26 protein-coding genes are annotated in these 26,801 nt (G+C 72.9%); 6 read left to right on the forward strand and 20 right to left on the reverse strand.

The window, feature by feature from the left end; genetic code table 11:
• Positions 1–65: 65 nt before the first annotated feature.
• Positions 66–1,703, reverse strand: coding sequence for a glycerol-3-phosphate dehydrogenase/oxidase (locus MNZ29_RS15975; protein WP_242340851.1), 1,638 nt, complete (start codon positions 1,701–1,703; stop codon positions 66–68).
• A gap of 180 nt (positions 1,704–1,883) precedes the next feature.
• On the opposite strand from MNZ29_RS15975, the gene msrA reads away from it, so the two are divergent.
• Positions 1,884–2,543 carry a peptide-methionine (S)-S-oxide reductase MsrA gene (gene msrA / locus MNZ29_RS15980; RefSeq protein WP_242340852.1) on the forward strand — a complete coding sequence of 220 codons (660 nt, stop codon included), beginning with the start codon at positions 1,884–1,886 and terminating at the stop codon, positions 2,541–2,543.
• 28 nt (positions 2,544–2,571) lie between these two features.
• Here the strand turns inward: msrA and MNZ29_RS15985 are convergent, their stop codons facing one another.
• Together MNZ29_RS15985 and aspS are read right to left on the reverse strand one after the other, a co-directional pair.
• Positions 2,572–3,012 carry a GNAT family N-acetyltransferase gene (locus tag MNZ29_RS15985; RefSeq protein WP_242340853.1) on the reverse strand — a complete coding sequence of 147 codons (441 nt, stop codon included), beginning with the start codon at positions 3,010–3,012 and terminating at the stop codon, positions 2,572–2,574.
• A gap of 48 nt (positions 3,013–3,060) precedes the next feature.
• A complete protein-coding gene (gene aspS, locus MNZ29_RS15990) occupies positions 3,061–4,875 on the reverse strand; it encodes an aspartate--tRNA ligase (protein ID WP_242340855.1) in 1,815 nt (604 codons plus the stop codon).
• A gap of 270 nt (positions 4,876–5,145) precedes the next feature.
• Between aspS and MNZ29_RS15995 the strand changes: the two genes are divergently transcribed.
• Positions 5,146–5,370 carry a YHS domain-containing protein gene (locus tag MNZ29_RS15995; RefSeq protein WP_242340856.1) on the forward strand — a complete coding sequence of 75 codons (225 nt, stop codon included), beginning with the start codon at positions 5,146–5,148 and terminating at the stop codon, positions 5,368–5,370.
• 11 nt (positions 5,371–5,381) lie between these two features.
• Here MNZ29_RS15995 and recJ read toward each other — a convergent pair whose 3' ends face one another.
• The 10 genes from recJ to MNZ29_RS16045 all read right to left on the reverse strand — a co-directional run bounded on the left by recJ (position 5,382) and on the right by MNZ29_RS16045 (position 16,677).
• Positions 5,382–7,133: a single-stranded-DNA-specific exonuclease RecJ gene (recJ, locus tag MNZ29_RS16000; RefSeq protein ID WP_242340857.1), complete on the reverse strand. Its 1,752-nt coding sequence runs from the start codon at positions 7,131–7,133 to the stop codon at positions 5,382–5,384.
• Positions 7,134–7,283: 150 nt separating this feature from the next.
• Positions 7,284–8,495, reverse strand: a complete 1,212-nt coding sequence (gene secF / locus MNZ29_RS16005; protein WP_242340858.1) for a protein translocase subunit SecF — start codon at positions 8,493–8,495, stop codon at positions 7,284–7,286.
• On the reverse strand, positions 8,495–10,327 hold the full coding sequence (gene secD, locus MNZ29_RS16010) for a protein translocase subunit SecD (RefSeq protein WP_242355881.1): 1,833 nt from the start codon (positions 10,325–10,327) through the stop codon (positions 8,495–8,497). Before secD ends, secF begins: the two co-directional genes overlap by 1 nt.
• Complete coding sequence (gene yajC / locus MNZ29_RS16015; RefSeq protein ID WP_242340860.1) at positions 10,328–10,678, reverse strand: preprotein translocase subunit YajC; 351 nt, start codon at positions 10,676–10,678, stop codon at positions 10,328–10,330. It abuts the gene before it with no gap.
• A 110-nt stretch (positions 10,679–10,788) separates the two neighbouring features.
• Positions 10,789–11,964, reverse strand: a complete 1,176-nt coding sequence (gene tgt, locus MNZ29_RS16020; RefSeq protein ID WP_242340861.1) for a tRNA guanosine(34) transglycosylase Tgt — start codon at positions 11,962–11,964, stop codon at positions 10,789–10,791.
• A gap of 31 nt (positions 11,965–11,995) precedes the next feature.
• A complete protein-coding gene (locus MNZ29_RS16025) occupies positions 11,996–12,607 on the reverse strand; it encodes a PilZ domain-containing protein (RefSeq protein ID WP_242340862.1) in 612 nt (203 codons plus the stop codon).
• Positions 12,608–12,686: 79 nt separating this feature from the next.
• Complete coding sequence (queA, locus tag MNZ29_RS16030) at positions 12,687–13,724, reverse strand: tRNA preQ1(34) S-adenosylmethionine ribosyltransferase-isomerase QueA (protein WP_242340863.1); 1,038 nt, start codon at positions 13,722–13,724, stop codon at positions 12,687–12,689.
• Positions 13,725–13,937: 213 nt separating this feature from the next.
• Positions 13,938–14,822, reverse strand: coding sequence for a SpoIID/LytB domain-containing protein (locus MNZ29_RS16035; protein WP_242355883.1), 885 nt, complete (start codon positions 14,820–14,822; stop codon positions 13,938–13,940).
• A complete protein-coding gene (locus MNZ29_RS16040) occupies positions 14,822–15,487 on the reverse strand; it encodes a DedA family protein (protein WP_242341049.1) in 666 nt (221 codons plus the stop codon). The genes MNZ29_RS16035 and MNZ29_RS16040 overlap by 1 nt, the downstream gene beginning before the upstream one ends.
• Complete coding sequence (locus MNZ29_RS16045; RefSeq protein ID WP_242341048.1) at positions 15,484–16,677, reverse strand: KamA family radical SAM protein; 1,194 nt, start codon at positions 16,675–16,677, stop codon at positions 15,484–15,486. Before MNZ29_RS16045 ends, MNZ29_RS16040 begins: the two co-directional genes overlap by 4 nt.
• A gap of 241 nt (positions 16,678–16,918) precedes the next feature.
• Here MNZ29_RS16045 and ablA point away from each other — a divergent pair, with 241 nt between their 5' ends.
• Positions 16,919–18,160, forward strand: coding sequence for a lysine 2,3-aminomutase (gene ablA, locus MNZ29_RS16050; RefSeq protein WP_242341047.1), 1,242 nt, complete (start codon positions 16,919–16,921; stop codon positions 18,158–18,160).
• Between the two features lie 216 nt (positions 18,161–18,376).
• On the opposite strand, the gene MNZ29_RS16055 is transcribed toward ablA, so the two are convergent.
• The 4 genes from MNZ29_RS16055 to MNZ29_RS16070 form a co-directional block, all read right to left on the reverse strand.
• A complete protein-coding gene (locus MNZ29_RS16055) occupies positions 18,377–18,883 on the reverse strand; it encodes a hypothetical protein (RefSeq protein WP_242341046.1) in 507 nt (168 codons plus the stop codon).
• Between the two features lie 37 nt (positions 18,884–18,920).
• Positions 18,921–19,754, reverse strand: a complete 834-nt coding sequence (locus MNZ29_RS16060; protein ID WP_242341045.1) for a hypothetical protein — start codon at positions 19,752–19,754, stop codon at positions 18,921–18,923.
• A gap of 144 nt (positions 19,755–19,898) precedes the next feature.
• Positions 19,899–20,285: a RidA family protein gene (locus MNZ29_RS16065; RefSeq protein ID WP_242355885.1), complete on the reverse strand. Its 387-nt coding sequence runs from the start codon at positions 20,283–20,285 to the stop codon at positions 19,899–19,901.
• A gap of 70 nt (positions 20,286–20,355) precedes the next feature.
• Positions 20,356–22,530 carry a bifunctional (p)ppGpp synthetase/guanosine-3',5'-bis(diphosphate) 3'-pyrophosphohydrolase gene (locus tag MNZ29_RS16070; RefSeq protein ID WP_242341043.1) on the reverse strand — a complete coding sequence of 725 codons (2,175 nt, stop codon included), beginning with the start codon at positions 22,528–22,530 and terminating at the stop codon, positions 20,356–20,358.
• Between the two features lie 251 nt (positions 22,531–22,781).
• Here MNZ29_RS16070 and MNZ29_RS16075 point away from each other — a divergent pair, with 251 nt between their 5' ends.
• Complete coding sequence (locus MNZ29_RS16075) at positions 22,782–23,081, forward strand: MTH1187 family thiamine-binding protein (RefSeq protein ID WP_242341042.1); 300 nt, start codon at positions 22,782–22,784, stop codon at positions 23,079–23,081.
• A 37-nt stretch (positions 23,082–23,118) separates the two neighbouring features.
• Here MNZ29_RS16075 and MNZ29_RS16080 read toward each other — a convergent pair whose 3' ends face one another.
• Positions 23,119–23,367, reverse strand: coding sequence for a hypothetical protein (locus MNZ29_RS16080; protein WP_242341041.1), 249 nt, complete (start codon positions 23,365–23,367; stop codon positions 23,119–23,121).
• Between the two features lie 167 nt (positions 23,368–23,534).
• Positions 23,535–23,897 carry a TraR/DksA C4-type zinc finger protein gene (locus tag MNZ29_RS16085; RefSeq protein WP_242341040.1) on the reverse strand — a complete coding sequence of 121 codons (363 nt, stop codon included), beginning with the start codon at positions 23,895–23,897 and terminating at the stop codon, positions 23,535–23,537.
• Between the two features lie 219 nt (positions 23,898–24,116).
• Here MNZ29_RS16085 and MNZ29_RS16090 point away from each other — a divergent pair, with 219 nt between their 5' ends.
• Complete coding sequence (locus MNZ29_RS16090; protein ID WP_242341039.1) at positions 24,117–25,001, forward strand: diadenylate cyclase; 885 nt, start codon at positions 24,117–24,119, stop codon at positions 24,999–25,001.
• 12 nt (positions 25,002–25,013) lie between these two features.
• Positions 25,014–26,498, forward strand: a complete 1,485-nt coding sequence (locus tag MNZ29_RS16095) for a glycosyltransferase family 39 protein (protein ID WP_242341038.1) — start codon at positions 25,014–25,016, stop codon at positions 26,496–26,498.
• On the opposite strand, the gene MNZ29_RS16100 is transcribed toward MNZ29_RS16095, so the two are convergent.
• Positions 26,413–26,801, reverse strand: a 389-nt coding sequence (locus tag MNZ29_RS16100; RefSeq protein WP_242355887.1) for a DUF2400 family protein, incomplete at its 5' end; no start/stop codon positions are given. The genes MNZ29_RS16095 and MNZ29_RS16100 overlap by 86 nt on opposite strands.

Genomic DNA, 26,801 nt, shown 5'->3' on the forward strand with positions numbered 1-26,801 from the left:
GGCCGCGATCGTCCCGGCCATGCCGCCGCCCACGACGAGCACCTCCGCCGCGACGGCGCGGGGGCTCACCACGGCGCCCCCGCCGCGGCGTGCGCTCCGCGCACGAGCTCCTCCTGCACGAGCTGGGCGCCGTCGAGGATCGGCCGCCGCTCGCGCCAGCCGGCGTCGAGCAGGTCGGCGAGCTCGGCGCGGACCTGCTCGGGCGACCACCCGAGCTCGCGCCCGGCGAGCTGCGCGGCGACGCGCGCGCAGTCGAGCCCGGCGCACGCGCCGACCGCGAGCCGGCAGCGCCGGCGCAGGTCCTGGAGCCGCCGCACCTGCTCGTGCCGCACGCAGTGGACGACCTCGGCGGCGAGGATGCCCTCGTCGCGGCAGAGGACGAGCCCGAGGCGCGGGTCCTCCTCCAGGAGCCGGAGGATCTCGCGCGCGCGGCCGCCGTGGCGGTAGACGAGCCGCGCCGCGATGGGCGCGGCGACCGGGTGCGCGCGCGCCAGGGCCGCCGGATCGGGGACCTCGTCGCCGCCCGGGAGCGGCTCCTCGTGCGTCCGGCACGGCACCGGCGCGCGCCCGAGGAGCGCCAGGATCCGGTCGGTGACCTCCTGCGACTGCGCCCGGTAGCTCGCGAGCTTGCCGCCCACGAGCGACAGGAGCCCGGCCCGGCCAAAGGCGGCGCCGTCGTGGAGCTGGTGCTCGCGCGAGAGCGCGTCCTCGTTCGGCCCGTAGGCGTAGATCGTGGTCCGCAGGCCGCACCAGGCGCGCGTGATGCGCGCGTTCCTCACCCCGGGGAGGAGCGACGCCGCCCCCTCGACGAGGTACTCGACCTCGTCGTTCGTCGCCTCCACGTCGTCCGGATCGCCGTAGTAGTCGTCGTCGGTGGTGCCGACGATCGACTCGTCCTCGTGCGGCATCACGAACATCTGGCGCCCGTCGACCGCCGAGAGGATGACGCCGTAGTTGGAGTAGCGGCGGTCGAGCGTGAGGTGGACGCCCTTCCCCGGCCGCATCGGCACCGCCGCGCCGCTCCGCCGGGCGAGCGCGGGCGACCACGCGCCGGTCGCGTTGAACACCACCGGCGCGCGCGCCTCCCCCTCCTCGCCCGTGAGCGCGTCGCGGAAGCGCACGCCGCGGACGCGCCCCCCCTCCGCGAGGATCTCCCGCCCCGCGGTCCAGGTGCGGAGCTCGGCGCCGTGCGCGCGCGCGGAGAGCGCGTTCAGGGCGCAGAGCCGGAACGCGTCGATGCCCCACTCGTCGAGCGTCACGGCGCCGCGGAGCCCGGGACGCAGCCCCGGCTCGAGCCGGTAGAGCTCCTCGGCCGAGAGGCGGGTCGAGGGCTTGCCGTGCTTCAGCGGCTGGAAGAGGTCGTAGGTCCCGACGTAGACCTCGGTCGCGTACCACGCCGCGCGGTCGCGCAAGGTCGCGCCCTCCGCGCGGGAGGTGAACGGCATGAGGAAGGGGATGCGGAAGAGCAGGTGCGGCGCGATCCGCTGGATGTACCCGGAGTCCCTGCACGCGAGCGCGGTGACGTGCCTGTCCGAGAGCATGTAGCGGATCCCGCCGTGGATCATCCCCGACGAGTTGCCGCTCGCGCCGACGCCGAAGTCCGCCTTCTCGAGGAGCAGGACGCGGAGCCCGCGCATGGCGCAGTCTCGCGCCGTGCCCGTCCCGTTCACGCCGCCGCCGAGGATGATGACGTCGTAGTCCATGCGCGCTCGGGGCCACCGCCCCGGCCAGGGTAACGCGCCGCGGCGGGCTGACCCCCCCTAATCTGCTGGGCCCGGGCACGCCCGCCAGCCTGCTCCCCCCACGGGGGTGGGCGGCTCGCCCGCCCCGCCGCGGTGCCGGCTCCGATCCGCGTCCCGGTTAGATCCGGACACGGAGGGTACATGCTCGGAAAGCCGCTCACGCTCCCCACCCCTGCCGAGGCGCTGCCCGGCCGCGATGAGCCCATCGAGGTCCCGGAGCTCCACTTCGTGAACCGGAACCGGATCGTTCCGCCCTGGCCGGAGGGCCACGCCGTCGCCGATCTCGGGCTCGGCTGCTTCTGGGGCGCGGAGCGCGCGTACTGGAGCCTCCCCGGGGTGTACGCGACGGCGGTGGGCTACCAGGGCGGGCTCACGCCGAACCCGACGTATCGCGAGGTCTGCACCGGCCGCACCGGCCACGCGGAGGTGGTCCGCGTGATCTACGACCCGGCGCGCATCTCGTACGACGAGCTCCTGCGCGTGTTCTGGGAGTCGCACGACCCGACCCAGGGAATGCAGCAGGGGAACGACGTCGGAACGCAGTACCGGTCCGCGATCTACGTCCACTCGGCGGCCCAGCGCCGCGCAGCGGAGGCGTCGCGCGACGCGTACGCGGCCGTGCTGCGCGAGGCCGGCCACGGCCCCGTCACCACTGAGATCCGCGACGCCCCGCGCTTCTACTACGCGGAGGCGTATCACCAGCAGTACCTGGCGAAGAACCCCGGCGGCTACTGCGGGCTCGGCGGCACCGGCGTGAGCTGCCCGGTGGGCACCGGCGTCGGGGCGGTGGGCACGCGCTGAAGGGCGGCCCGCGGAGCGCGCGAGGCCCTCAGGACGTGAGCCGCTTGCGCATGAGGACGTGCGGGACGCCCTCCTCCAGGAAGACCTCGCCCTCCCGGGCGAAGCCGCGCTTCGCGTAGAACCGCTCCGCCGGGAGCTGCGCGTGGACGGTCAGCTCCGCCACGCCGCGCAGCCGCGCCATCCGCTCGAGGTGCTCGAGCACCGCCGCGCCGACCCCGCGGCTCCGGTGCGACGCGGCGGTCGCCTGCCGGCCGAGCCGGCAGGTGCGCGAGTCCATCCGGACGATGCGGCCGGTCCCGACGCAGGTCCCGTCGGGCGCGAACGCGACGACGTGATCGGCGCTCGAGTCCTGCGCGTCCCGGTCGAGCGGGCGCGGGATGTTCTGCTCCTGCTCGAACACCGCGCGCCGCAGCGCGAACGCGGCGTCGCGATCCTCGGCCGTGGAGGCGAAGCGAACGAGGAAGTCCATGGCTGGAACGGTACCGGAACGGCCGCGGCCCGCGCCACCCTGCCGACCCTACTTGCCCGGGTCGTACGTCGACTTCACGTACACCTCGCGGAGCTGCTTCGCGTCCACGTCGCCCGGCGCGCCGGTCATGAGGTCCGTGCCCTTCTGCGTCTTCGGCCAGGCCACGACGTCGCGGAGCGACTCCGCGCCCGTGAGGAGCATGACGAGCCGGTCCATGCCGAGCGCGATGCCCCCGTGGGGCGGCGCGCCCATCTTGAGCGCCTCGAGGAGGAAGCCGAACTTGTTCTTCGCCTCCTCGTCCGAGATCCCCATCGCCTTGAACACCCGCGCCTGGACGGCCGGGTCGTGGAGACGGATGGAGCCCCCGCCGATCTCGAACCCGTTCAGCACGAGGTCGTAGCGGTAGCAGTTCACCCGGCCCGGATCGGTCTCGAGGTACTGGACGTCGGTGTCGTGCGGGCGCGTGAACGCGTGGTGCGCGGCGGCCCAGTGGCCGGACTCCTCGTCGTACTCGAAGAGCGGGGGGTTCACCACCCACAGGAAGCGCCACTGGCCACCGGAGCCGTACTCCGGGATGAGCCCCATGCGCTTCGCGAGGTGCACGCGCAGGTTCGCCATCACCGTGTGGACGACCGACTCCTTCCCGAACTGGAAGAGGAGGAGGTCGCCCTGCTGCGCACCGCAGGCGGCGTTGATGGCCTGGCGGAGCGCGGGCGTCACGGTCTTCGCGAAGGGCGACTGGGTCCACTCGCCCCCCTCGCCCACCTTCGCGCGGGCGAGCCCCTTCGCGCCCATGCCCTTCACGTACTCCTCGAGCTTGTCGATCTCGGTGCGCGAGAAGTTCGCCGAGGCGGGGACGCGCATCGCCTTCACGATCCCCTTCGCCTTCACCGCCTCCTCGAGGAGCGGCAGGCCGCCCCCGTCGTGCTGGCGGACGAGGTCGGTGAGGACGACGTGCGGCATGTCGAAGCGCAGGTCCGGCTTGTCGTTGCCGTACTTCGCCATCGACTCGTCGAACGGCATGCGCAGGAACGGCCGCGGCAGCTCGACGCCCAGGATGTCCTTCCACAGCCGGACGACGAGCCCCTCGATGACGTCGAAGATGTCGTTCTGCTCGACGAAGGACATCTCCACGTCGATCTGGGTGAACTCGGGCTGGCGGTCGAGCCGGAGGTCCTCGTCGCGGAAGCAGCGGACGATCTGGAAGTACCGATCGAAGCCCGCCATCATGTAGAGCTGCTTGAAGAGCTGCGGGCTCTCCGCCAGCGCGTAGAACTTGCCGGCGTTGAGGCGCGAGGGGACGAGGAAGTTGCGCGCGCCGCCCGGCGTGTACTTCACCATGAAGGGCGTCTCGAGCTCGAGGAAGCCCTGCTCGGTGAAGTGGTTGCGCGTGAGGTGATTCACGCGCGCGCGTGTCATGAGCGTCCGCTGCAGCGGCGCGCGGCGCAGGTCGAGGTAGCGGTACTGGAGCCGCTTCTCCTCGCTCGTCTCGATCTTGTCCTCGATCGGGAACGGCGTCGGCTCCGAGCGGTTGAAGATCTCGAGGTCGGTCGCGTGGATCTCGATCTCGCCGGTCTTGAGCTTCGGGTTCGCGTTCCCGCCGCGCGAGACGACCTTCCCGCGGACGCCGACGCAGTACTCGAGCCGGAGCTGCCCCGCGAGGTCGTGCACCTCGGGGCGGACGTCCTCCTCGAACACCACCTGCGTGACCCCTGCCCGGTCCCGCAGGTCGATGAAGACCGCTCCGCCGTGGTCGCGCCGGTTGTTCACCCACCCGAACAGGACGACGTCCTTGCCGACGTCCTCCCGGGTGAGATCACCACACGTGTGGGTTCGCTTGAGCTCGGTGATGAAACGCGACAATGGCAGCCTCCCTGCTGTGGGATCAGGCAGCTAACACCGCGGAACCTGGGAGGTCAAGCGTAGGGAGAGCTCGCTTTGCGCGTCGTTTCAGCGCCTCCACCGTCGCCGGGCGCGCGGCCGCCGGCCCGACGCCGCGGTTACCATTTTTCAGGGAGGAGCCTGCAATTCCGACAGCCGGGCGGGCCTCGCCTCCTCGCACCCGCACACGGGCGCCGTGAAGCCGGCTGGCCTCTTCATTGCAGAACCTGCGGGCGCCAAGGAGGCAGGGCCATGCGGGCTAACGAGGACGGTGGCGTGGCGGTGGACCCCATCTGCGGGCAGCCGGTCCTCGAGGCCGACGCGCAGGAGCTCGAGTACAAGCGGCGGCGCTACTTCTTCTGCTCCGAGCGCTGCCGCGCGCGCTTCGAGAAGCAGGCCGAGCGGATCCACGTGAACGAGCTCGCGAAGCTGGGCACGCTCTTCACCGATCGCCGCGCGAGCTGGGGCCTGGCCTAGGGGCCCTGGCCTCAGCCGGCGACGGGCGCTCCCGCGCGCTGCGCCGCCGCTGGGCGAACGTCCCTGAGCTTGAGCTGCAGCCTGCGCACGCCGTCCCACGCGTCGAAGCCGAGCGTGAACGCCGCCTCCACCGGGCCCGCGCACGCGGCGAGCCGGTCGCCCATCCCGAACCCGATCGCGTCGAGCCCGCGCCCGAGCGCGAGCTTCAGGTGGGCCTTGCTCGCCCCCACCGTGCGGGCGCGCCCGGCCGCGCCGCGCAGGGCGAAAACCGGCTCGGGGTGCCCCGCGCCGAACGGGCCGAGGCGCGCGAGGTCCTCGACCGTGCGCTCGGTCACGTCCTGCTCCTCGAGCCAGCCGTCGATGCGGCAGCGCGGGACGAGGTCGTCGTCGGCGAGGTGCGCCGCCGCGTGCGCCTCGAAGGCGGCGCGGAACGCGTCGAGCCTGGCCCGCTCGACGGTCAGGCCCGCCGCGTGCCGATGGCCGCCGAAGCGGGCGAGGTGGCCCGCGCAGGCCGCGAGCGCGTCGTAGAGGTGGAACGCCTCGATCGAGCGGCCGCTGCCCTTCCCCGCGCCGTCCTCGAGCGCGACGAGCACCGCGGGACGGTGGAACCGCTCGACGATGCGCGAGGCGACGATCCCCACCACGCCGGCGTGCCACCCGTCGCGCGCGAGCACGAGCCCGCGCGCGCCCGCGGCCACCCGCGCCGCCGCGTCCGCCGTCGCCTCCTCGAGGATCCGCCGCTCGATCTCCTGGCGCGCCGCGTTCTCGCGATCGAGCTCCTCCGCGAGCGCGCGCGCCGTCGCCTCGTCCTCCGCGAGCAGGAGCCTCACGCCGCGCCCGGCGTCGTCGAGCCGGCCCGCCGCGTTGATGCGCGGGGCGAGCCGGAACCCCACCTGTCCGGCGGTGACCTCGCCCCCCTCGGCGAGGCCCGCCACCTGCTTCAGCGCGCGCAGCCCCGGGCGCCTCGTGCGCGCGATGCCCTCGAGGCCCCAGCGGACCAGGATCCGGTTCGCGCCGACGAGCGGCACGACGTCGGCGACGGTGCCGAGCGCGACGAGGTCGAGCGCGTCCTTGAGGTTCGGCTCCGGCCGCGCCGGGCCGAACCGGCCGCGGTCGCGGAGCGCGCGCCGGAGGGCCATCGCGAGCGCGAACGTGACGCCCACGGCGGCGAGCCCCTTCGACGGGTAGGCGCAGCCGGGCTGGTGGGGGTTCAGGATCGCGCGCGCGGCGGGGAGCTCGACGGGGACGGTGTGGTGGTCGACGACCACCGTGTCGAGCCCCAGCGCGGCGGCCGCGCGGACCTCCTCCACGCTCGTGATGCCGCAATCGAGCGTGACGAGGAGGCGCGCGCCCTGCGCGGCGAGCTTCTTCACCGCGTCGACGTTGAGGCCGTACCCCTCCACCAGCCGGTGCGGCGTGTAGGTCACGACGTCCGCGCCGGCGGCGCGCAGGAAGCCACAGAGCAGGGCCGTCGAGGTGACCCCGTCGACGTCGTAGTCGCCGTAGCAGGCGATCCGCTCCCCCGCCTCGACGGCCTGGACGAGCCGCGCGACCGCGGCGTCCATGCCCTTCATGGTGAACGGGTCGGGGAGGTCCGCGAGCCGCGCGGCGAGGAACCCCTCCGCCGCGTCCGCCGACAGGAAGCCGCGCGCCGCGAGGACCCGCGCCGCGACCGGGTGGAGCTTCAGCGCGGCGGCGAGCCGGGCGGCCGCCTCCGCGTCCACCGCCGTCTCGATCCACCTCCGCCGCTCCGCGCCGTCCACGGGAGGTCGATACCACGCGAGGGTGACAGCGCCCGCCCGGACGCCGGCCTTCGGTGCGCGGCCGCGCCTCGGCGCCGCGCGCCACGCCCCAAAGACGAGGGCCCCGCCGCCTCTCGGCGACGGGGCCCCGGATGCTTCTCGCGGGCGCGGCTACTTCTGCGCGGCGCGTCCCGCGGGCGCGGCGGGCGCCGCGGCGGACGGGGCGGCGCGGCTCTTCTTCTTCTTGTCCGCGAGCTCCTCGAGCCAGATGGTCATCGGAGCGGCGATGAACCAGGTCGAGTAGGTGCCGGAGACGATGCCGACCAGCATGGCGGCGGAGAAGTCGAAGATCGTCCCGACGCCGTACATGAGGAGGCCGACGAGCGAGAGCGCCGTCGCGAAGGACGTGAGGAACGTCCGGCCGAGGGTCTCGTTGATCGAGAGGTTCACGATCTCCGCGAGCGACTTGCCCTTGAACTTGGCGTGGTTCTCGCGGATCCGGTCGTAGACGACGACCGTGTCGTTCACCGAGTAGCCGACGACCGTGAGGATCACGGCGATCGAGGTGAGGTTGAACTCTCGCCCCGAGAAGGCGAAGTAGCCGAGCGTCACGATCGCGTCGTGGACGATCGCGATGACGACGCCGGGGCTGAACCGGAAGTCGAACCGCAGCCCGATGTACACGACGATGAGGCCGATCGCGTAGAGGACGGCCTTGAACCCCTGGTTGCGCAGCTCGCGGCCGACCGCGGGGCCGACGTACTCGACGCGCCGCACGTCGGGCTTCGCCTCCGCGAAGCGGGTCGCGAGGTCGTGCTCGATCTTCTCGCGGATGCCCTGCGTGATGACGGCGAACGACCGCGTGCCGGCCACGAGGCCCTGCTCGGCGCGCACCTCGCGGACGCCGATGCCGGCGCCCTCGACCGCGGCCTGGAGCTCCTGCGGGCTCGGAGGCTGCTTGAACTGGAAGTCGATCTTGTCGCCGATCTCCGGGTTGAAGCTCCAGCTCTGGATCGGGACCTTGGCCTGGACGGCGTCGACGACGCGCTTCACGTCCGCGTCGCTCATGAGCGCGATGCGCTCGACGCGGATGAGGAACGCGTTCTCGGACTCCGCGCCGTAGGTCTGCACCGAGGCGCCCTTGAAGCCGAGGTCCTCGATGCTCTTGCGGATGGCGCCCGGATCGACGGGCTGGCCGAACTTCACCTCCATCTCGGTGCCGCCCGCGAAGTCCACGCCGAAGTTGAGGCCGTGGATCGCGGGGACGGCCCAGAGGAGGACGGCGGCGTTGACGATGAGGGAGAGCGCCACCGCGATGTGGCGCTTCCCAACGAAGTCGAACTTCGTGCCGTGGGGGATGAGATCGAAGCTCTTGAATCGCATCACACGCTCAGGCGCGCCGTCTCGTGGCGCGTGAAGAACTCCATGAAGGCCCGGGTCACCACGATCGACGTGAACATCGACGCGACGAGGCCGATCGCGAGCGTCACGGCGAACCCGCGCACCGGACCCGACCCGTAGTTCATGAGGACGAGGGCCGCGACGAGGGTCGTGACGTGCGAGTCCACGATGGTCCAGAACACCTTGTCATAGCCCTGCTGGACCGCCTGCTTGATGGTCCGCCCCGCGCGCAGCTCCTCGCGGATGCGCTCGTTGATGAGCACGTTCGCGTCGACCGCCATGCCGAGGGTGAGGACGAAGCCGGCGATGCCGGGCAGCGTGAGCGTCGAGCCGATCATCGCCATGATCGCGAGGACGAGCAGGCCGTTCAGGACGAGCGCCACGTCGGCGACGAGCCCGCTCGCGCGGTAGTAGGCGACCATGAAGAGGAGCACGAGGCCGAGGCCGATGAGGGCGGCGACGGTGCCGCGCCGCACGAGCTCCGGCCCGAGCGTCGCGCCGACCGTGCGCTCCTCGGAGATCGTCACCGGGGCCGGGAGCGCGCCGGCCTTGAGGACGAGCGCGATCTGGTTGGCCTCCTCGAACATCTCCTGCGGGTTGCGCCCCGAGCCGAGCGTGATCTGCCCGTTCGTGGAGATCTCGCCCTGGATGTACGGCGCCGTCTCGACCTTGTCGTCGAGGACCGTCGCCATGCGCCGGCGCATGTTCTCGCTCGTCAGCTTCTGCATGAGGCGGCCGCCCTCGACGCTCATCGTGAACTGGACGAGCGGCCGGCCCGACTGGCCGAACTGCTGGGACTGGTCGATCGCGGCGCGCGCGTCGGCGATGTAGTCGCCGGTGAGCTCCGTCTTCGCGCGGAGGAGGTAGGTCCGGTAGTACTGCTGGCGCGTCGGGCCCTGGCCGACGGTGGCCTCGCCGATGCCGACGACGTTCTTCTGGGGGTCGAGGAGCGGCGTCGCCTTCTCCTGGATGAGCTTCTCGATCTCCGGCCGCGTGTTCGCGGCGAGGATCGTCACCGCGCGCGCGGTGCCGTTCGGCAGCTCGACGCTCTCGGTCGACCAGCAGCCGCCCTGCGGCAGCGGGATGCGGAAGCCGTCGGCGGTCGCGCAGGGCGTGAGCTGCCCGCGCAGCTGATCGAGGGCGGGGTTCTCGTCGTCGGTGATCTTGAACTCGAGCTGCGCGGTGCGGCCGAGCAGCTCCTTCGCCTTCTCCGGATCCTTGAAGCCGGGGAGCTGGATCTGGATCTGGTTGTTCGCCTTGCGCTTGATGTCGGGCTCGGAGACGCCCCACTTGTCGACGCGGTTGCGGATCGTCTTCTCCGCCTGCTCGACGGCCTTCGACTGGAAGTCACGGAGCACCGTGTCCTTGAAGGCGAAGGTGACCGCGCCGTCGTCGTCGCCCGGCGAGTACATCTCCTGGTCGTACGAGTCGAGGACCGAGGACTCGACCTGCTTCGGATCGGCGGCCTTCACCGCGACCCGCGTGCCGCCCGCGGTGGTGGTCACCGACTCGGCGGGGACGTTCTTCGACTTCAGGTACTCGGCGATCTCGTCGGCGCGGCGCGCGACCTTCGCCTTCACCGCGCGCTCCACGTCGACACCCATGGCGAGGTGGATGCCGCCCTGGAGGTCGAGGCCGAGGTTGAGGTGCTTCTGGGACGTCGGCGCCCAGCCGGGCACCGCGTGCTCGTACGCCTCGGTGCTGCGCTGGTCGGGCGGGAGCTTGAAGTAGAACCAGCTCGGGACGAGCTGCCACAGCGAGAAGAGCGCCACCGCGACGATGAGCGCGACGCGCCAGTACCAGGACCGTTCCATCTACTTCTTCGCCTCCGCCTTCACCGGGACGGACTCGACCTGCTTCCACTGCCCGGCGACCTGGCTCTTCAGGACCCTCAGCTTCGTCCCCGACCCCGCGTCGATCGTCACGGTGCGGTCCTCGACGAGGACGATCGTGCCGATGATTCCGCCCTGCGTGAGCACCTCGTCTCCCTTCTTCAGCTCGGAGATGAACTGCTTGTGCTGCTTCGCCTGCTTCGCCTGCGGGCGGAAGAAGACGAAGTAGAAGACGACCGCGATGAGGATGAAGGGCAGAAACCCCATGATGGGGTTCTGGGCCTGCCCCTCGGGCGCGGTCTGAGAGAAGAACGCGTGGAGGACGGGATGCATAAGTCTCCGCTGGGTACGGAAAGGGAAAAGCGCCGTCTTTTAGCGTGAGTTGGCGCCTTTCCGCAACCTCTTTCCGGCCGGGGGCCCGCCCGCTCGGCCGATGCCTGGGGCTATCCTGCGGCTTCTCGCCACGCCTCGAGCCGCTCCCTGCGGAACGCCTCGAAGCCGCCGGCGACGATGGCCTCCCGCGCGCCGGCGAGGAGCGAGAGGTAGAAGTGCAGGTTGTGCAGGGTGTTGAGGCGCAGGCCCAGGATCTCGCCCGCCTTGAACAGGTGGCGGAGGTAGGCCCGGGTGAACGTCCGGCAGGTGTAGCAGGCGCACGCGGGATCGACCGGCGACTCGTCGTCGGCGTGGCGAGCGTTGCGGATGACCACCTTCCCGCGGCTCGTGAAGAGCAGCCCGTTCCGGGCCGTCCGCGTGGGGAGCACGCAGTCGAACATGTCCACGCCCGCCGCGATCCCGGCGAGCAGGTCCTCGGGCGTCCCGACGCCCATCAGGTAGCGGGGCTTGCCCTCGGGCAGGAGCGGCGCGTCGCGCGCGACCCCCTCCCACATCTGCGCGGGCGCCTCGCCCACCGCGTAGCCGCCGAGCGCGTAGCCCGGCAGGTCCAGGAGCGCCGCGTCGGCGATCGCGCGGGCGCGCAGGTCCGCGTGCAGCCCGCCCTGCGCGATCCCGAAGAGCGCGCACGGCGTCCGCCCCTCCCCGCTCTTCCTCGCCTCGTGCTCCCGCCACGCCTCGCGGCAGCGGACGAGCCAGCGCTGCGTACGCGCGAGCGACGCCTCGTGATAGGCGCGGTCGGCGAGCGACGGAGGGCACTCGTCGAACGCCATGATGACGTCCGCCCCGAGCGCCTCCTGCACCTCGATGGCGCGCTCCGGCGAGAGGAAGTGGCGCGAGCCGTCGAGGTGCGAGCGGAAGGTGACGCCCTCCTCGGCGATGGTGACGAGCCCGGGGCCGGCGCGGTCGCGCCCCTCGGCGCCGCGCTCGCCCAGGCTGAACACCTGGAAGCCGCCCGAGTCGGTGAGCACGGCGCCGCTCCACGACATGAAGCGGTGGAGGCCGCCGAGCCGCTGGATGCGCTCGTGCCCGGGGCGCAGGAACAGGTGGTAGGTGTTCGCGAGGATGATGCCCGCGCCGAGCGCCTCGAGATCGCGCGGCTCGAGCGTCTTCACGGTGGCGGCGGTGCCGACCGGCATGAAGACGGGCGTCTCGATCGTGCCGTGCGGCGTCGACAGCCGGCCGCGGCGGGCGGCGCCGTCCTGCGCGAGGAGCTCGAACCGGATCACCGCGCGGGTGTCGTACGCGCGCCGCCGCCTGTCAAGCCGCGCGCGCCCCGCCCCTCGCCACGTCCGCGACGAGCGCCCTCCAGGCACGCCCCGCCCGTCCCTGGACCACGACGCGCAGCCCCACCGTCCGCTCACCCGCGCCGCCGGCCTGGTTCCAGCAGACGATCGCCCGCGCCGTCGGCGGGAAGAGCCCGGACCGCAGCTTCAGCGCGACCTCCTCCCCGACGAGGGGAAGCGCGCCCGGCCAGCGCATCGCGCAGCCGCCCTCGGCCACGTTCACGGTCGCGGTCTCGAAGAGGTTGCCGCCGTGCTCGACGACGATCCGCCGTGCCAGCACGTAGCGCGGCGCCCGCTCGCGGAAGCTCACCGGCTCACCGCGCGCGGCGGCGGCCAGGAACCCGGCGGCGGCGAGGCTGCCGCGATCGAGCTGGAGCTCGACGCCGGGAGGCAGCGCCGGCCGCCCGACGCGCCGCACGAGGGAGACCCGGCCGAAGAGGGTGGCGCGGATGGTCTGGCCGTAGATGCCGACGCGCAGGGCGACCTCGTCGCCCACGCGCGACTCCGAGAGCGCGGGCACGAACAGGCTGCCGTTCTCGGGCCGGAACCCAGCGAGGAACTGGGCCGGCTCGAGGCTCACCGACACGCTGTGCAATCCCGGCCCCCCGCTCCTTTCGACGCCGTTCGAGATCCTATAGCACGGGCGGACCTGGGCGGACGCTCCGTCAAGACGGCCGCGAGAGGAGCATGGCGTCGCCGTAGCTGAAGAACCGATATCGGCGCGCGACCGCCTCACGGTAGGCGGCGAGGACCCGCTCGGCCCCGCCGAACGCACACACCAGCATGAGCAGGGTCGAGCGCGGCAGGTGGAAGTTCGTGACGAGCGCGTCGACCGCGCGGAACCGATGGCCGGGACGGATGAAGAGCGTGGTGCGTCCGGAGCCCGCCGCGACGGCGCCGTCACGCCAGGCGCTCTCGAGCGTGCGCACCGAGGTGGTCCCGACGGCGACGATCCGGCCGCCGCGCGCCCGGCAGGCCGCGATGGCGGCGGCGGCCTCCGGCCGGACCTCGTACTGCTCCGCGTGCATCCGGTGGCCTTCGATGGAGTCGCCGCGGACCGGCAGGAACGTCCCGGGGCCGACGTGGAGCGTGACGGCCGTGCGCGCGACGCCGCGCGCCTCGAGCGCGGCGAGGACCGCCTCGGTGAAGTGGAGGCCCGCCGTCGGCGCGGCCGCGCTGCCGGGGGCGCGCGCCCAGATCGTCTGGTACCGCTCGCGGTCCGCCTCGGAGGGCGCGCGCCGGATGTACGGCGGCAGGGGGATCCGGCCCGCGCGCGCGAGCGCCGCCTCGAGCGCCTCGCCCTCGCGGTCGAGCGTCACGACGTAGAAGCCCTCGCCCTCGCTCGCCTCGACGCGCGCCTCCAGCTCGCCGAACGCGAGCGTGGTCCCCTCGCGGATCGGCTTCGAGGCCTGCCCCATCGCGCGCCAGCGCCGGCCGAGCCCGCCCGCGAGCGGCTCGCACAGGAGCAGCTCCACCTTGCCGCCGGTCGGCTTCGTCCCGACGAGCCGCGCCGGGATGACCTTCGTGTCGTTGAAGACGAGGAGATCGCCGGGGGCGAGCAGCGCCGGGAGCTCCGCGAAGCCGCGGTGCCGGAGCGGGCCGTCCGGCGGGACGACGAGCAGGCGCGAGGCGTCGCGCGGCTCTGCCGGCTCCTGCGCTACGAGCGCCTCGGGCAGACCGTAGTCGAAGTCCGAGAGTTTCATCTTTTGCCGGGGGATTGCGTCCCCCGCCCCGCCGAGCGAAGCTCGTCGGGGCCCCACCCCCGCTCGGCGGGGCCCGTGAACCTGCGCGCCCGCGTTCGCGGGGACGCGCAGGTTCCCCGCCGGAGGGGCTTCGCCCCTCCCGCGCTTCGCGCGGGGGCCCTCCCGCGGAGCTCGGGGGCTCCGCCCCCGCGTTTCGTATCCGAGATCATGTCCTCAATACATCCGCGCCACGTCCGCGCCCGGATAGTAGTGGAGGAGGATCTCGCGGTAGCCCTTCCCCTCGCGCGCGAGCCCGGCCGCGCCCCACTGGCAGAGGCCGGCGCCGTGCCCCTGCCCGCGGCCGTCGAAGACGAACGCCCCGCGCTCGGAGCGCAGGTCGAACGCGAGCGAGGGCAGGCGGGCGTAGCCGAGCCGCTGGCGCAGGTCGGTGGCGAGCACGGTCGCGCGCCGCCCTCCTGCGGAGATCTCGACCCGCTCCGCGCGGCCGCTCGCCGTCCGCGTCGAGACGCGCGCCTCGGTCGCCGCGCCGCGCAGGCCCGCGGCGGCGCGGAGCGCGCGCGCGTCGATCCGCGCCGACCAGCGCACCCCCGGCGCGCGGTCGCAGCGCCCGCACGCGACCGAGGCGAGGTAGGGCAGGTCGCGCCCGAGCGCGGGCAGGCCCGCCTCGGTCGTGCCGCCGCACGACGCGTGGAAGTACGCCTCCACCGGCTCCATCCCCGAGACGAGCACCTCGCCCGCCGTGGCCTCGGCCGCCGCCCGCGCCGCGGGGCTCGCCGCGCCGTGCCGGTAGACCTGGGCGAGCACGCCCGTCGCGATGTCCCAGCGCCGGTTCGCGGCCTGCGCCTCGATCTTGCGCGTGAGGGCGTAGCTCCGGGCCGCGACCGCCTGCGCCTTCAGGGCCTCGCCGGGGAAGCTCACCGGCATCTCGCCCGACACCACGCCCGCGACGTAGTCCTCGAGCCGGACCTCCTCGATGCGCTCCGGCCGCTCCGAGACGCGCACGCGGATGAGCTCCTCCGCCTGCGCGGGCGCGGCGGAGACGAGGAGGAGCGCGAGCGCGGCCCGGATCGGCGCCACCCCGAGGGCGGCGGGCGCCATCACCCCTCGTCCGGCGCGCCCGCGACGGTCGCCGCCCGGTCGCGCCGCGACGCGCGGACCTTGTGCCAGACGTAGAAGACCACCGCCGCGACACCGGCGGCCACGATGACGAGCTCGAACCGGTGGTAGACGGCCTTCATGCGCGGGTCGCTGTCCCACTTGTCGCCGAGCTTCGCCCCGACCCACGCGAGCGCGAGGCACCAGGGGTACGAGCCCGCGAACGTGAAGGCGATGAACTTCCCCATCGGCATCCGCGACACGCCCGCCGGGAACGCGATGAACGTGCGGACGACGGGGAGGAGGCGGGCGGCGAACACGACCCACTGACCCCACCTTCGGAAGAGGCGATCCGCCACGTCGAGATCGTGGTGCGACACGAGCACGTACCGACCGTACCGCTCGATGAGCGGGCGGCCGCCGTACAGGCCGAGGTAGTAGGCCGGGACGGAGCCCACGACGCAGCCGATCGCGCCCGCGAGCGCCGCCCCGTGCAGCGTGAAGTTGCCGAGGTACACGTGGTACCCGGCGAGCGGCATGATGATCTCGGACGGGAGCGGGATGCAGGCGCTCTCGATCGCCATGAGCAGGACGACCCCGCCGTAGCCGAGGTAGCCGACGACGGCGATGGTGAAGACCGCGAGCTTGGCGACGACCGACTGGATCATGCGTCCCCTTCGCCCGCGGGCGGCTCGGCAGGCTCGCGGGCATAGTAGACCGCCTCGTGCCCGCAGGTGCAATCCGCCGCGGGAGGCGCCGGGTAGAAGTGGCGCGCGCCGCGAAAGCTCCGGAGCCAGTGCCCCGGCGCGCCCTCCTCGCCCGGCCCCAGCACGTAATCTGGCGAGAGCGTGACCTTCCCGCCGCCCCCCGGGAGATCGACGGCCAGGTGCGGGATCGCGAGGCCGCTCGTCCGCCCCCGCATCTGCTCCAGGATCGCGACCCCGGCCTCGAGCGGCGTGCGCAGGTGCGCCGTCCCCTCCGCGAGATCGCCCTGGTGGAGGTAGTACGGGCGGACCCGGCTCGCGAGGAGCCGCTCGTTGAGATCGGTGAGGAGCCGGGCCGACGAGTTCACGCCGCGCAGGAGCACGGACTGGTTCTCCACCGGCACCCCGTGGTCGACCAGGGCCTCGCACGCGGCGCGCGCGTCCGGCGTGACCTCGACGGGGTGGTTGAAGTGCGTGACGACGAAGAGCGGCGCGTGGCGGCGCAGGAGCGCGGCGAGCGCGGGCGTCACGCGCATCGGGCAGGTCACCGGCGCGCGCGTCGCGACGCGGAGGAGCTGGACGTGCGGGATGGCGCGGAGGCCCGCGAGCAGCGCGTCGAGCCGCTCGTCCGAGAGCACGAGCGGATCGCCGCCCGAGACGATCACGTCCCGCACCTCGCGGTGCGCCCGCACGTACGCGAGCCCCTCCTCGATCGCGTCGCGGTCGAACCCCGCGTCGGCGCCGAACGTGATCCGCCGGCGCGTGCAGTGACGGCAGTAGACCGAGCAGCGATCGACGGCGAGGAAGAGGACGCGATCCCGGTACTTGTGGACGATCGCGCGCGCGGGCCGGTGCGCGTCCTCGCCGATGGGATCGCGCAGGTCCCCGGGCGCCTGCGTCGCCTCGCCGGGGAGCGGGATGGACTGCATCCGGATCGGACAGCTCCCGTGGACGGGGTCCATGAGCGACGCGTAGTACGGCGTCACCGCGACGCGCGTCCGCCCTCGCGCGTGCGCGAGGCCCGCGCGCTCGTCGTCGGTGAGGGCGACGAGGCGGCCGAGGTCCTCGGCGGTGCGCAGCGCGTTCCGGTGCTGCCAGCGCCAGTCGCGCCAGTCGCTCTCGGAGACGTCGGGGAATCGGGCTCGAAAGTCCATGGGATCACCGCTCGGGCCGTCGCCACGGGGAACGCCCGGCGGGGCGCGGAAGCTACCCGCCCGCGACGCAGCGGTCAAACGACGCCTGGCCCCGGAGCGCCGCCTCGCCTGCCTGCTGCCGCTCGGCCTGCACGGCGGGACCCACCCCGGTCGGTGGGGCGACGGGCCGTGTCATGGCGGCGCGTCGGTGTTAAAGGAGACGCGCGGCCCTCGCAGAGGGCCCCCTGTGGAGCGAGACGACATGGCGAATCTTCCTGTGACGAGCGACCACGGGGACGTCGGCGCCCTTCCTCCGGAGCGCGCGAACGGCGAACCCCGCCCGGCCGGCTCGGCGATCGACGACGGGATCCGACCCGTCCCGAGCGTCCGCGCGCGCTTCGCGCCCGGCCCGCGCTCCATCTGGAAGGACGTCCCCGAGACGCTCTGGAACGACTGGCACTGGCAGCAGCGCGAGCGGATCACCCGGCTCGAGCAGCTCGAGAAGGTGATCCACCTCACGGACGAGGAGCGCCGCGCGGTCGTCGAGACGGACGCCGAGTTCCACATGGGGATCACGCCGTACTACGCGGCGCTCATGGATCCCGACGACCCGAGCTGCCCGATCCGGCTGCAGTCGGTCCCGACCCTGGGCGAGCTGACCATCGCGCCCGCCGACCTCGAGGACCCGCTCGCCGAGGAGCGGGACATGCCGGTGCCCGGCATCACGCACCGCTACCCGGACCGCGTCCTCTTCTACACGACGCACAACTGCCCGGTTTACTGCCGCCACTGCACGCGCAAGCGCAAGGTGTCGGATCCGACGACCGCGGCCGCGAAGCGCCAGATCGAGGAGTCGCTCGCGTACATCGCGGCGCACCCGGAGATCCGCGACGTGGTGATCTCCGGCGGCGACCCGCTCTCGCTCTCGGACGACCGGCTCGACTACATCCTCGGCCGGCTGCGGGCGATCCCGCACGTCGAGATCTTCCGGCTCGGCACCCGCAACCTCGTCACCCTCCCGCAGCGCGTGACGGACGACTTCGTCCACATGCTGCGCCGTCACCACCCGGTCTACGTGAACACGCACTTCAACCATCCGAAGGAGTGCACCGCCGAGGCCTTCGAGGCGGCGCGGCGGCTCGCGGATGCCGGGTGCGTCATCGGCAACCAGATGGTGCTCCTGAAGGGCGTCAACGACGAGCCCGAGACCGTGAAGGAGCTGAACCACAAGCTCCTGCTCATGCGGATCCGGCCCTACTACATCTACCAGTGCGATCTCTCGAAGGGCATCAGCCACTTCCGCACGCCCGTCGAGACCGGCATCCGCATCATCGAGCACCTGCGCGGCCACACCTCCGGCCTCGCCGTGCCGCACTTCGTCGTCGACGCGCCCCAGGGCGGCGGCAAGATCCCCGTGAACCCGAACTACGTGGTCTCGCACGAGGGGAAGCGCTGGGTGCTGAGGAACTACGCAGGGAAGGAGTACGAGTACCTGGAGCCTTAGGTACGGCGCACGATCCCGGGCCTGCGACGGGGGTGCTCGCTCCTTCCGGCTGCGGCGTACGGAGGCAGTACGCCTCGCCGGGCGTCGCTGCGCTTCCCCGTCTCGGCTCCGGGCTCGTGCGCCTGCGGAACGTCTCTCCGCGTTCACGCGATCCCGGGCCTGCGGATGGGGCACGGCTGCGGGTGAGGTCTCGACGCGTGCGAGCGCGGGCCGGCGTCACTGCTCGATCGTGACCGTCAGCTGGGAGCTGCCGGCCCAGCGGGTGAGCTTCGTGACGAGCGCGATCATCCGGCCGTCCTCGTCGTTCCACTGGCAGCCCGCCTCCTCGCACGCGCCCGGGATCGCCGAGAGCACCTCGCGCCAGCGAGCGTCGAGCCTGGCGATGGCGAGGGGGTTCCCCGTGTAGTCGAGCGTGAGGCCGGAGATCGTTCCCGAGCCGTCGCGCTTCACGCCGTACAGGACGTCGAGCCTCGTCCCGAAGTCGCTCGCGAGCTCCCGCGCGAGGTGGGTCCCGTCCCAGGGAAACGCGAGCGGGCCGCCGAAGACGGCCTGCGCCTCCTCGAGCCCCGTACCGACGCCGACGCCTTCGAAGGTCATGCGCCCGGGGGCCCCTGCGGGCTGGAGCCGAACCCGGGCGCGCAGGTCGCCGTGAGCGTCGGGAGCGCAGGCGGCGGCGAGCAGGGCGAGTGCGACGGCGAGGGCGAGCGGAACGTGGCGCGGCATGTGGGCTCTCCTTGTGTTGCGGGGGGGGTAGAGGCGTTCAGCGCTTCTTCGTCCAGAAGTCCTCGTTCGACAGCGCGCGGCGTGCGGTCTCGACGTCGAGGAGCTGGACCCGGACGCCGAGCTCCGCCCGCGCTCGCAGGTGGAGCCGGTCCGAGCCGAGGCGCGCGGAGGGTCCGACCTGAACCGTGAACCCGTCGCGGCGGGCGCCGCCGGATACGACGCCGTGCCGGAGCTCCGGGAGCTCGAGGCGGTCTCTCGCCGCGGTCAGCACGGGCGTCTTCACGACGCAGCCCGGCCGGCCCGCCTCGTCGAGCGCGCAGCGGACCGCGACGCGCCGCGCGCCGAGGCTCGCGGTCACCGCCCGCTCGCGCAACGACGCCTGCGCGCCGATGCGGAGCGCGCCCACGTCGAGCTCCAGCCCGACGGCCCCCTCCGCGCTCACCTCGAGCGGCGCGGGGCGGCGCTCGAGGCGGGCGCGGTGGCGCTCGACCGCTCCGAGCGCCTCCGCGAGCGCGTGCCGGAACCGACCGTGGATCGCGGCGAGATCCTGGTTCTCCGCGGTCACCGCGCCCGGCTCCCACGGCTGGAGCTCGCGGACGGGGTCGATCACGCGGGGGTGCGCCGCGAGCTCGTCGAGGGTGCGGCACGCCTTCGCCGACGCCACCCACTCGCCGAGGAACCGCTCGAAGTCCGCGAGATCGAGGCGGCGGAGCGCGACGTTCGCCCGGTGCACGGCCGCGCGCTGCTCGGGGCTCCGGCCGCAGAGCGAGTACGAGGGCCGAAACCCGCTCCACAGCAGGTCGCGCGCTCCGTGGGGCTCGCGCGGAGGGAGGACGACGTGCGGCGTGCTGCTCGACTCGATGCGGGACATGCGGTGGCCCTCGCGGTCCGACGAATGGATCGTCCGGATCGCGAAGGGCGTGCCGCGCCCAAGCGCTCGACATCACGTGCGCCCCCGCGGCCCGGGCGGCGCCTTCGCGGACCTGGAGGACGCCGGGCGGACCTTCGAGGGCCGCTACTCGACCACGGCGATCGCGTCGATCTCGACGCGCGCGCCGCGGGGGAGCGCCGCGACCTGCACGGTCGCGCGCGCCGGCGGCTCGCCCGGGAAGTACCGGCCGTACGCCGCGTTCACCCGGGCGAAGTCGCCGAGGTCCGCGAGGAAGATGGTGGTGCGGACGACGTGCTCGAACCCGGCGCCTCCCGCGGCGAGCACGGCGCGCAGGTTCTCCATCACGCGCGTCGTCTGCGCGTCGATGTCCCCGGCCACGAGCTCGCCGGTGGCGGGGTCGAGCGGGATCTGCCCGGAGAGGAACAGCGTGCGCCCGCCGCGCGCCTCGACGGCCTGGCTGTAGGGGCCGATCGCCTGGGGCGCGGCCGGGGTGGAGAGGATCCGCTTCATGCCGCTACCGTAGCGGCCTCGGCCCGAGCGTTCAACGGTGGCTTCTCGCGCGGCGGCGGCCGGGGCGCGATCAGACGCGCTCGACGGACTGGACGCCCTCGATCCGCTCGAGCGTCCGGATGACGGACTTGAGCTGCTTCAGGTCACCGACCGTGACCTCGAAGTCGTTCACGGCGCGCTCGCCCGGCGTCGTGCGGCAGCTCGCCTGCGAGATGTTCAGGCCGGCCTCGCTGAACGTCTGCGAGATCCGCGCGAGGATGCCGGGGCGGTCGCTCGTGATGACCCGGATCGAGATCTGCCGCTTGAAGTCGCCCTTCACGTCCCAGGCGACGTCCACGCGCCGCTCCGGGTCGATCCCCAGGACCTTGTCGCACGCGACGGTGTGGACCGTCACGCCCCGGCCGCGGGTGATGAAGCCGACGATGGCGTCGCCGGGCACCGGGTTGCAGCACCGGCCGTAGCGGACGAGCACGTCGTCGATGCCGTTGATGCGGACGCCCCCCGCCGGGCGGCGCGCGACCTTGCGGAAGATCTCGGTGAGGCGCGAGGTCGGCGACGGCTCCGCGGGCGTGGGCTCGGCGAGCTTGTCGGCGGGGAGGAGCTGCTGGAGCACCTGCGCCGGAGCGACCTTGCCGTAGCCGATGGCCGCCAGGAGGTCGTCGGGGGCGCGGTAGCCGAGGGCCTGCGCCGCCTTCTCGAGATCGCCGCCCTTCTGGGCCTTGGCGAGGCTGAGGCCGAAGCGGCGGAACTCGCGCTCCGCGACGTCGCGCCCGATCTCGAGCGAGCGGCGGTGCTCGGCCTGGCGGATGAACTGGCGGATGCGGGCCTGCGCGCGGCTCGTCTTGACGAAGCTGAGCCAGTCCTTCGACGGGTGCGCGTTCGGCGAGGTGAGGATCTCGACCGTGTCGCCGTTCTTCAGCGCGTAGCGCAGGGGGACGAGCTTGCCGTTCACCTTCGCGCCGACGGTGTGCTCGCCGACCTCGGAGTGGATCGTGTAGGCGAAGTCCACCGGCGTCGCCCCGCGCGGCAGGCTCTTCACCGCCCCCTTCGGCGTGAACACGAAGACCTCGTCCGAGAAGAGGTCCACCTTCACCGTCTCGAGGAACTCGCGCGGATCGGCGAGTTCGCGCTGCCACTCGACGAGCTGCCGCAGCCAGCCGAAGCTCTCGGCGTCCTTCTTCGAGAGCTCGGCGCCCTTCCCGTCGCGCCCCTTCTCCTTGTACGCCCAGTGCGCCGCGACGCCCTCCTCGGCGATGCGGTGCATCTCCTTGGTGCGGATCTGCACCTCGATGCGCTCGCCGCGCGGCCCGACCACCGTGGTGTGGAGCGACTGGTAGAGGTTGGGCTTCGGGATGGCGATGTAGTCCTTGAAGCGGCCGGGCACCGGCTTCCACAAGGAGTGGATGATCCCCAGCGACTCGTAGCACTCCGCGACGGTGTCGACGATCACGCGGAAGCCCACGACGTCCAGGATGTGGTCGAAGTCGACGTCGAGCTGACGCATCTTGCGCCAGATCGAGTAGACGTGCTTCACGCGGCCCGAGACCTGGACGGAGATCCCCGCGTCGGTGAGGCGCCCGCGGATGACCTCGACGACCTCCTGCACGAACTGCTGCTTCTCCTTCGCCTCCGCCTCGACGCGCGACGACAGCTCGGCGTAGTCCTCTGGGCGGAGGTACTTGAAGGAGAGGTCCTCGAGCTCGCTCTTCAGCCACTGGATCCCGAGCCGGTTCGCGAGGGGCGCGTAGATGTCGAGGGTCTCGCGCGCGATCCGCTCCTGCGACTCGGGCTTCATGTGATCGAGCGTCCGCATGTTGTGGGTGCGATCGGCGAGCTTGACGAGCAGGACGCGGATGTCCTTCGCCATCGCGACGACCATCTTGCGGAAGTTCTCGGCCTGCTTCTCCTCCTGGGTGTTCGCGGCGCTGAACTGCGAGAGCTTCGTCACCCCGTCGACGAGGTCCGCGATCTCGGGCCCGAACAGCTCCGCGATCTCCTCCTTGGTGGCGAGCGTGTCCTCGATCGTGTCGTGGAGGAGCCCGGTCACGACCGACGACTCGTCGAGCTTCAGCTCGGCGAGGAGCCCTGCCACCTCCAGGGGGTGGATGAGGTACGGCTCACCGGACTTGCGGATCTGCCCCTGGTGGACCTTGGCGGAGTAGACGTACGCCTTCTTGATCAGGTCCAGATCGGGGTCCGGGTGGTACCCACCTACCCGGTCCAGGATGTCGTTGAGGCGCAGCACACGGATCGTTCGAGCGTATCGGGTCGAGCCCGGGCGCGGCAAGCCCGGGATACGCCCCCCACTCGTCTCCTTTCCGTAACGCGGCGCAGCAGGCGGCGCCAGGTCCGCCGCGACGCCGGGGGCCCTGCCCGGCTGCCAGGGGCCAGGCGATTTGAGCGCGGGCGGGGGCGCGGCTAACGTGGCAGCACGCGCCTCGCCGGGCTCCGAGGCGCCATCACGCGCCTCCGTCCCGGGGCGCCGGGAGGATCGAGATGGCGGTCGTCTTCGTCAGCATCACGCCGCTCGGCACGGGGACGCCGAGCGTGTCGCGCTACGTCGCGGGCGTGGAGCGCATCCTCCGCGGCACCACGCTCACGCACGAGCTCACCGCCATGGGGACGATCATCGAGGGCGACCTCGACGAGATCCTCGCGGTCGTGCGCCGGATGCACGAGCACCCCTTCACGGAGGGTGCCGTCCGCGTGTCGACGCTCGTGAAGATCGACGACCGCCGCGACAAGGAGCACACGATCGCCGGGAAGATGCGGTCGGTCGCGGAGAAGCTCCGCTGAGCGACCGGGCGCGATTCGAGAGAGGCGACCGGGCCGTTCAGCGGGCTCCCTCCGCGCTCCGGCCCGGCGCGGCGGCGGCCCGGTCGTCCGGCTTCGCGCCGGCGCGCGGGTCGATCGCGGGGGCGCGCTCGGCCGCCGCCCGCTCCTGATCGGCCTGGTACTCGCGGACGGAGCGGCGGTTGAGCAGGACGATCGTCCCGCCGCCGAGGACGGCCAAGGCCATGGCTACGGCGAACAGCCAGAACGCGCGGCGGGAGCGGCGCTGCGGCCGGGCGGGGGCGGTCATCGAGCGATCCTAGCGCGGCGGCGAGCGAGCGGCGGCGCGCGTCCGTCGCGACCAGGCGGAGCAACACGCGGCGCGCGCCGGTCGGTCATCGCGAGAAGCTCCCCGAAACGCGAGCGGCCGGGCGCTCGGCCCGGCCGCGGGGTGATCGTCCGCCGTAGGCGGGCGCGCTACCCGAACGACTTCTCCTTCTGCTCCTGCTCTTCCTTGCAGCGGATGCAGAGGGTCGTCACCGGCCGCGCCTCGAGGCGCTTCGCGGAGATCTCCTCCTCGCACCGCTCGCAGATGCCGAAGGTGCCGTTCTCGATGCGGGCGAGCGCCTTGTCGATCTTGGCGAGGAGGAACTTCTCGCGATCCCGCAGGCGGAAGATCATCGACTGCGTGTACTCGCTCGACGCGAGGTCGATCTCGTCGGGGAGATCGTCGGTGTCGAAGCTCGCCTCTTCCGTGAGCGTCTTCTTCGCGGAGAGCAAAAGCTGCCGCTTGGACTCCTCGAGCATCGTCTTGAACTTCTTCAGGTCCTTCTTGTTCAAGCGACCTCCTCGCTGACGCGCCCCCCCGGGGGCCCGACCGAAAAGAGCGGAGAAACTAGTCTGCGCCCCCGGGGCTGTCAAGCCGTGCCCAGCCGCGCAGCGGGCCTTTCGCGCGGCGCGCGCTCCGCGGCGATCGCCCCGGCGGCCGCGGCGCGCGGGCCTCGGGAGAATCGCGCGGAAGCTTTACTCGGGTCCGCCGCCGGAACATGCTCAAGCGCCATGTCCGACGGGAAGTTCGACCGCGAGTTCCTGCGCGGCGCGCTCGCGCTCACCGCGCGATCCGAGGTGGATCGCCTGCTGCTCATCTCCGACCACCCCATCTCGCCGAACGAGATCCGCGGCCGCCCGATCAAGCGCAAGCTCGTCTACGCCGTGACGAGCGAGGGGATCGCCGACCAGCTGAAGGCCCGCAAGTACATGGCGGTGCTCATCCCGCCCTACGACTACACGCGCATCGAGAAGATCAAGGTGGCGGTCGTCGCCGCCCAGGCCGCGGGCGTCGTTCGCGACGGCGACACCATCCTCGCCCTCGCCGGACCGGGCGAGGACCGGGTCGTCGACACGCTCGTGAAGGTGGAGATCGGCTCGGAGGACCCGGAGGAGAAGATCCGCGTCGACACGCTCGGGCTCCCGCCCGGGTTCTCCTCGCAGGTGGTGGAGAGCCTCATCCACACCGCGATGGAGATCGGCGCGGAGGGCTACGAGGGGCACCCCGTCGGCACGATCGTCGTCATCGGCGACTCCACCGCGGTGATGGAGAAGAGCCGCCAGCTCATCCTGAACCCGTTCCAGGGGATCAGCGAGGCGGAGCGGAACGCGCTCGATCCGCCCATCCGCGAGGCCATCAAGACGTTCTCCGCGCTCGACGGCGCGTTCATCATCCGGGAGGACGGCGTCGTGCTGGCGGCGGGACGCTACCTGCTCACCATGTCACGCGACGTGAAGCTGCCGATGGGGCTGGGCGCGCGCCACAGCGCCGCGGCGTCGATCACGACCGAGTCGAAGTCCATCGCGGTCACGGTCTCGCAGACGAGCGGCACGGTCCGCGTCTTCCGCGAGGGCGAGATCGTCCTCGAGCTGCGCCAGAAGCTTCGCCGCGTCTGACCCAGGGCCGCCTTGCACGCTCCCGATCGCCGCCCCGCCCTCGCCGCGCTGCTCCTCGGCGCGGCCGCGACGCTCTTCCACGTCTATTACGCGGGCCACCTCGCCCTCTCCCCGCAGGAGGCGTACTACTGGGAGTGGGCGCGGCGGCTCGACCTGTCGTACTTCGATCACCCTCCCCTCGCCGCCTGGACGATCGCGCTCACGACCGGCCTCCTCGGCGACTCGGAGCGCGCGATCCGGCTCGCGGCGGCGCTCCACTCCGCGATCTTCTGCGCCTTCTTCTGGCTCTCCGTCCGGCGGCTCTTCGGCGCCCGGGTGGCCCTCGTCGCGCTCGCCGCCGGGCTCGCCGTCCCGCTCTTCGCCCTCGGGCAGGTCATCATCACGCCCGACGGGCCGCTGCTCTCCGGCTGGGCGATGGCGCTCTACTTCACGCTGCGCGCGCTCGACGAGGAGCGGCCGGCGTGGCTGCTCGCCGCGGGCGCGGCGACCGGGTGGGCGCTCCTCGGCAAGTACACCGGGGCGCTGCTCCTGCCGCAGATCCTGCTCGCGCTCCTCCTCGACCCGCGCGGCCGGCGCATGCTGCGGACGCCGTGGCCGTGGGCGGGGGCCGCGCTCGCCGGCGCGCTGTTCGCGCCGGTGATCGTCTGGAACCTCCGGCACGGGCTCGCGAGCTTCGAGTTCCAGACGCAGGCCCGCGTCGCGCACTCCTCCCTGCGCCCGGTCCTCGTCGCGCGCTACGTGGGGCTGCAGGCGGCGCTCGTGACGCCGGTCCTGCTCGTGCTCGCGGTGGAGGCCGTCGTCCAGGCGATCCGGCGGCGAGCCGATCCCGCCTTCCGGATGTGCGCGATCTTCGCGGCGCCGCTCCTCTGCCTCGCGACGCTCGTCTCCCCTTTCCACTGGGTGAAGGGGAACTGGCTCGCGCCCGTCTACCCCACCGCCTTCGCGGCCGCCGCGGCGCTCGCGCTCGCGGGGGGGTGGCGGCGCCGCGCCGGGTTGGCGGGGATCGCGCTGGCGCTCGCCGGCAGCGTCTACACGCACCTCGTCCCCGTCTTCCCCGCGGTGCCGTTCCCGGCGCGCGACGAGGGCTCCGCGGGCTGGCGGGACCTCGCCGCGCGGGTCGACGCCGAGCGCGCGCGCCTCGGCCCGGACGCCTTCGTGGCGGGGTGCAACTACAAGGTGTCGGCCGAGCTCGCGTACTACCTGCCGGGCCACCCGCGGACCTGGTCCGCCGAGATCGCGGGCGACCACGGCCTGCAGTACCGCTACTGGTTCGACCCCGCCGCGCTCGCCGGTCGCGAGGGTCTGCTCGTGCTCGACCCGCGCGAGAAGCACACGTGCGAGCGCCGCGCCGAGGCGTGCCGGCCGCTCGTGGCGCTGCCGCCGCTCGAGGTGAAGCGCGGCGACGCCACCGTCACGACCTTCGAGCTGTGGCGCTGCCGGTACGGCGAGCCGCCGCCCGCGCCGCCGGGGCTGGCCGCCGCGCCCGCGCCGCGCTGAGGCAGCCGGCCGCGAGCGCGCACGCGTCGCAGCGGCGCGCCTCCCGGCGGGCCGGGCAGATCCCGCTCATCCCGAGGTGGCAGAGGGCGAAGTCGTAGCGCACCGGATCCTCCGGATCGACGCGCCGGAGCGAGGCGGTGATCTCCTCGGCGGTTTTCCAGCTCGCGTCGGGCCGCGCGGTGAGACCGAGGGCCCGCGCGACGCGGTGCACGTGGGTGTCGAGCGGCACGACGAGCGCGGCGGGCGGGACCTCCCGCCACAGCCCGAGGTCGACGGCGTCGGGGCCGCGCACCATCCAGCGCA

The organism is Anaeromyxobacter sp. SG64, from assembly GCF_022690745.1.
Taxonomy (GTDB): domain Bacteria; phylum Myxococcota; class Myxococcia; order Myxococcales; family Anaeromyxobacteraceae; genus Anaeromyxobacter; species Anaeromyxobacter soli.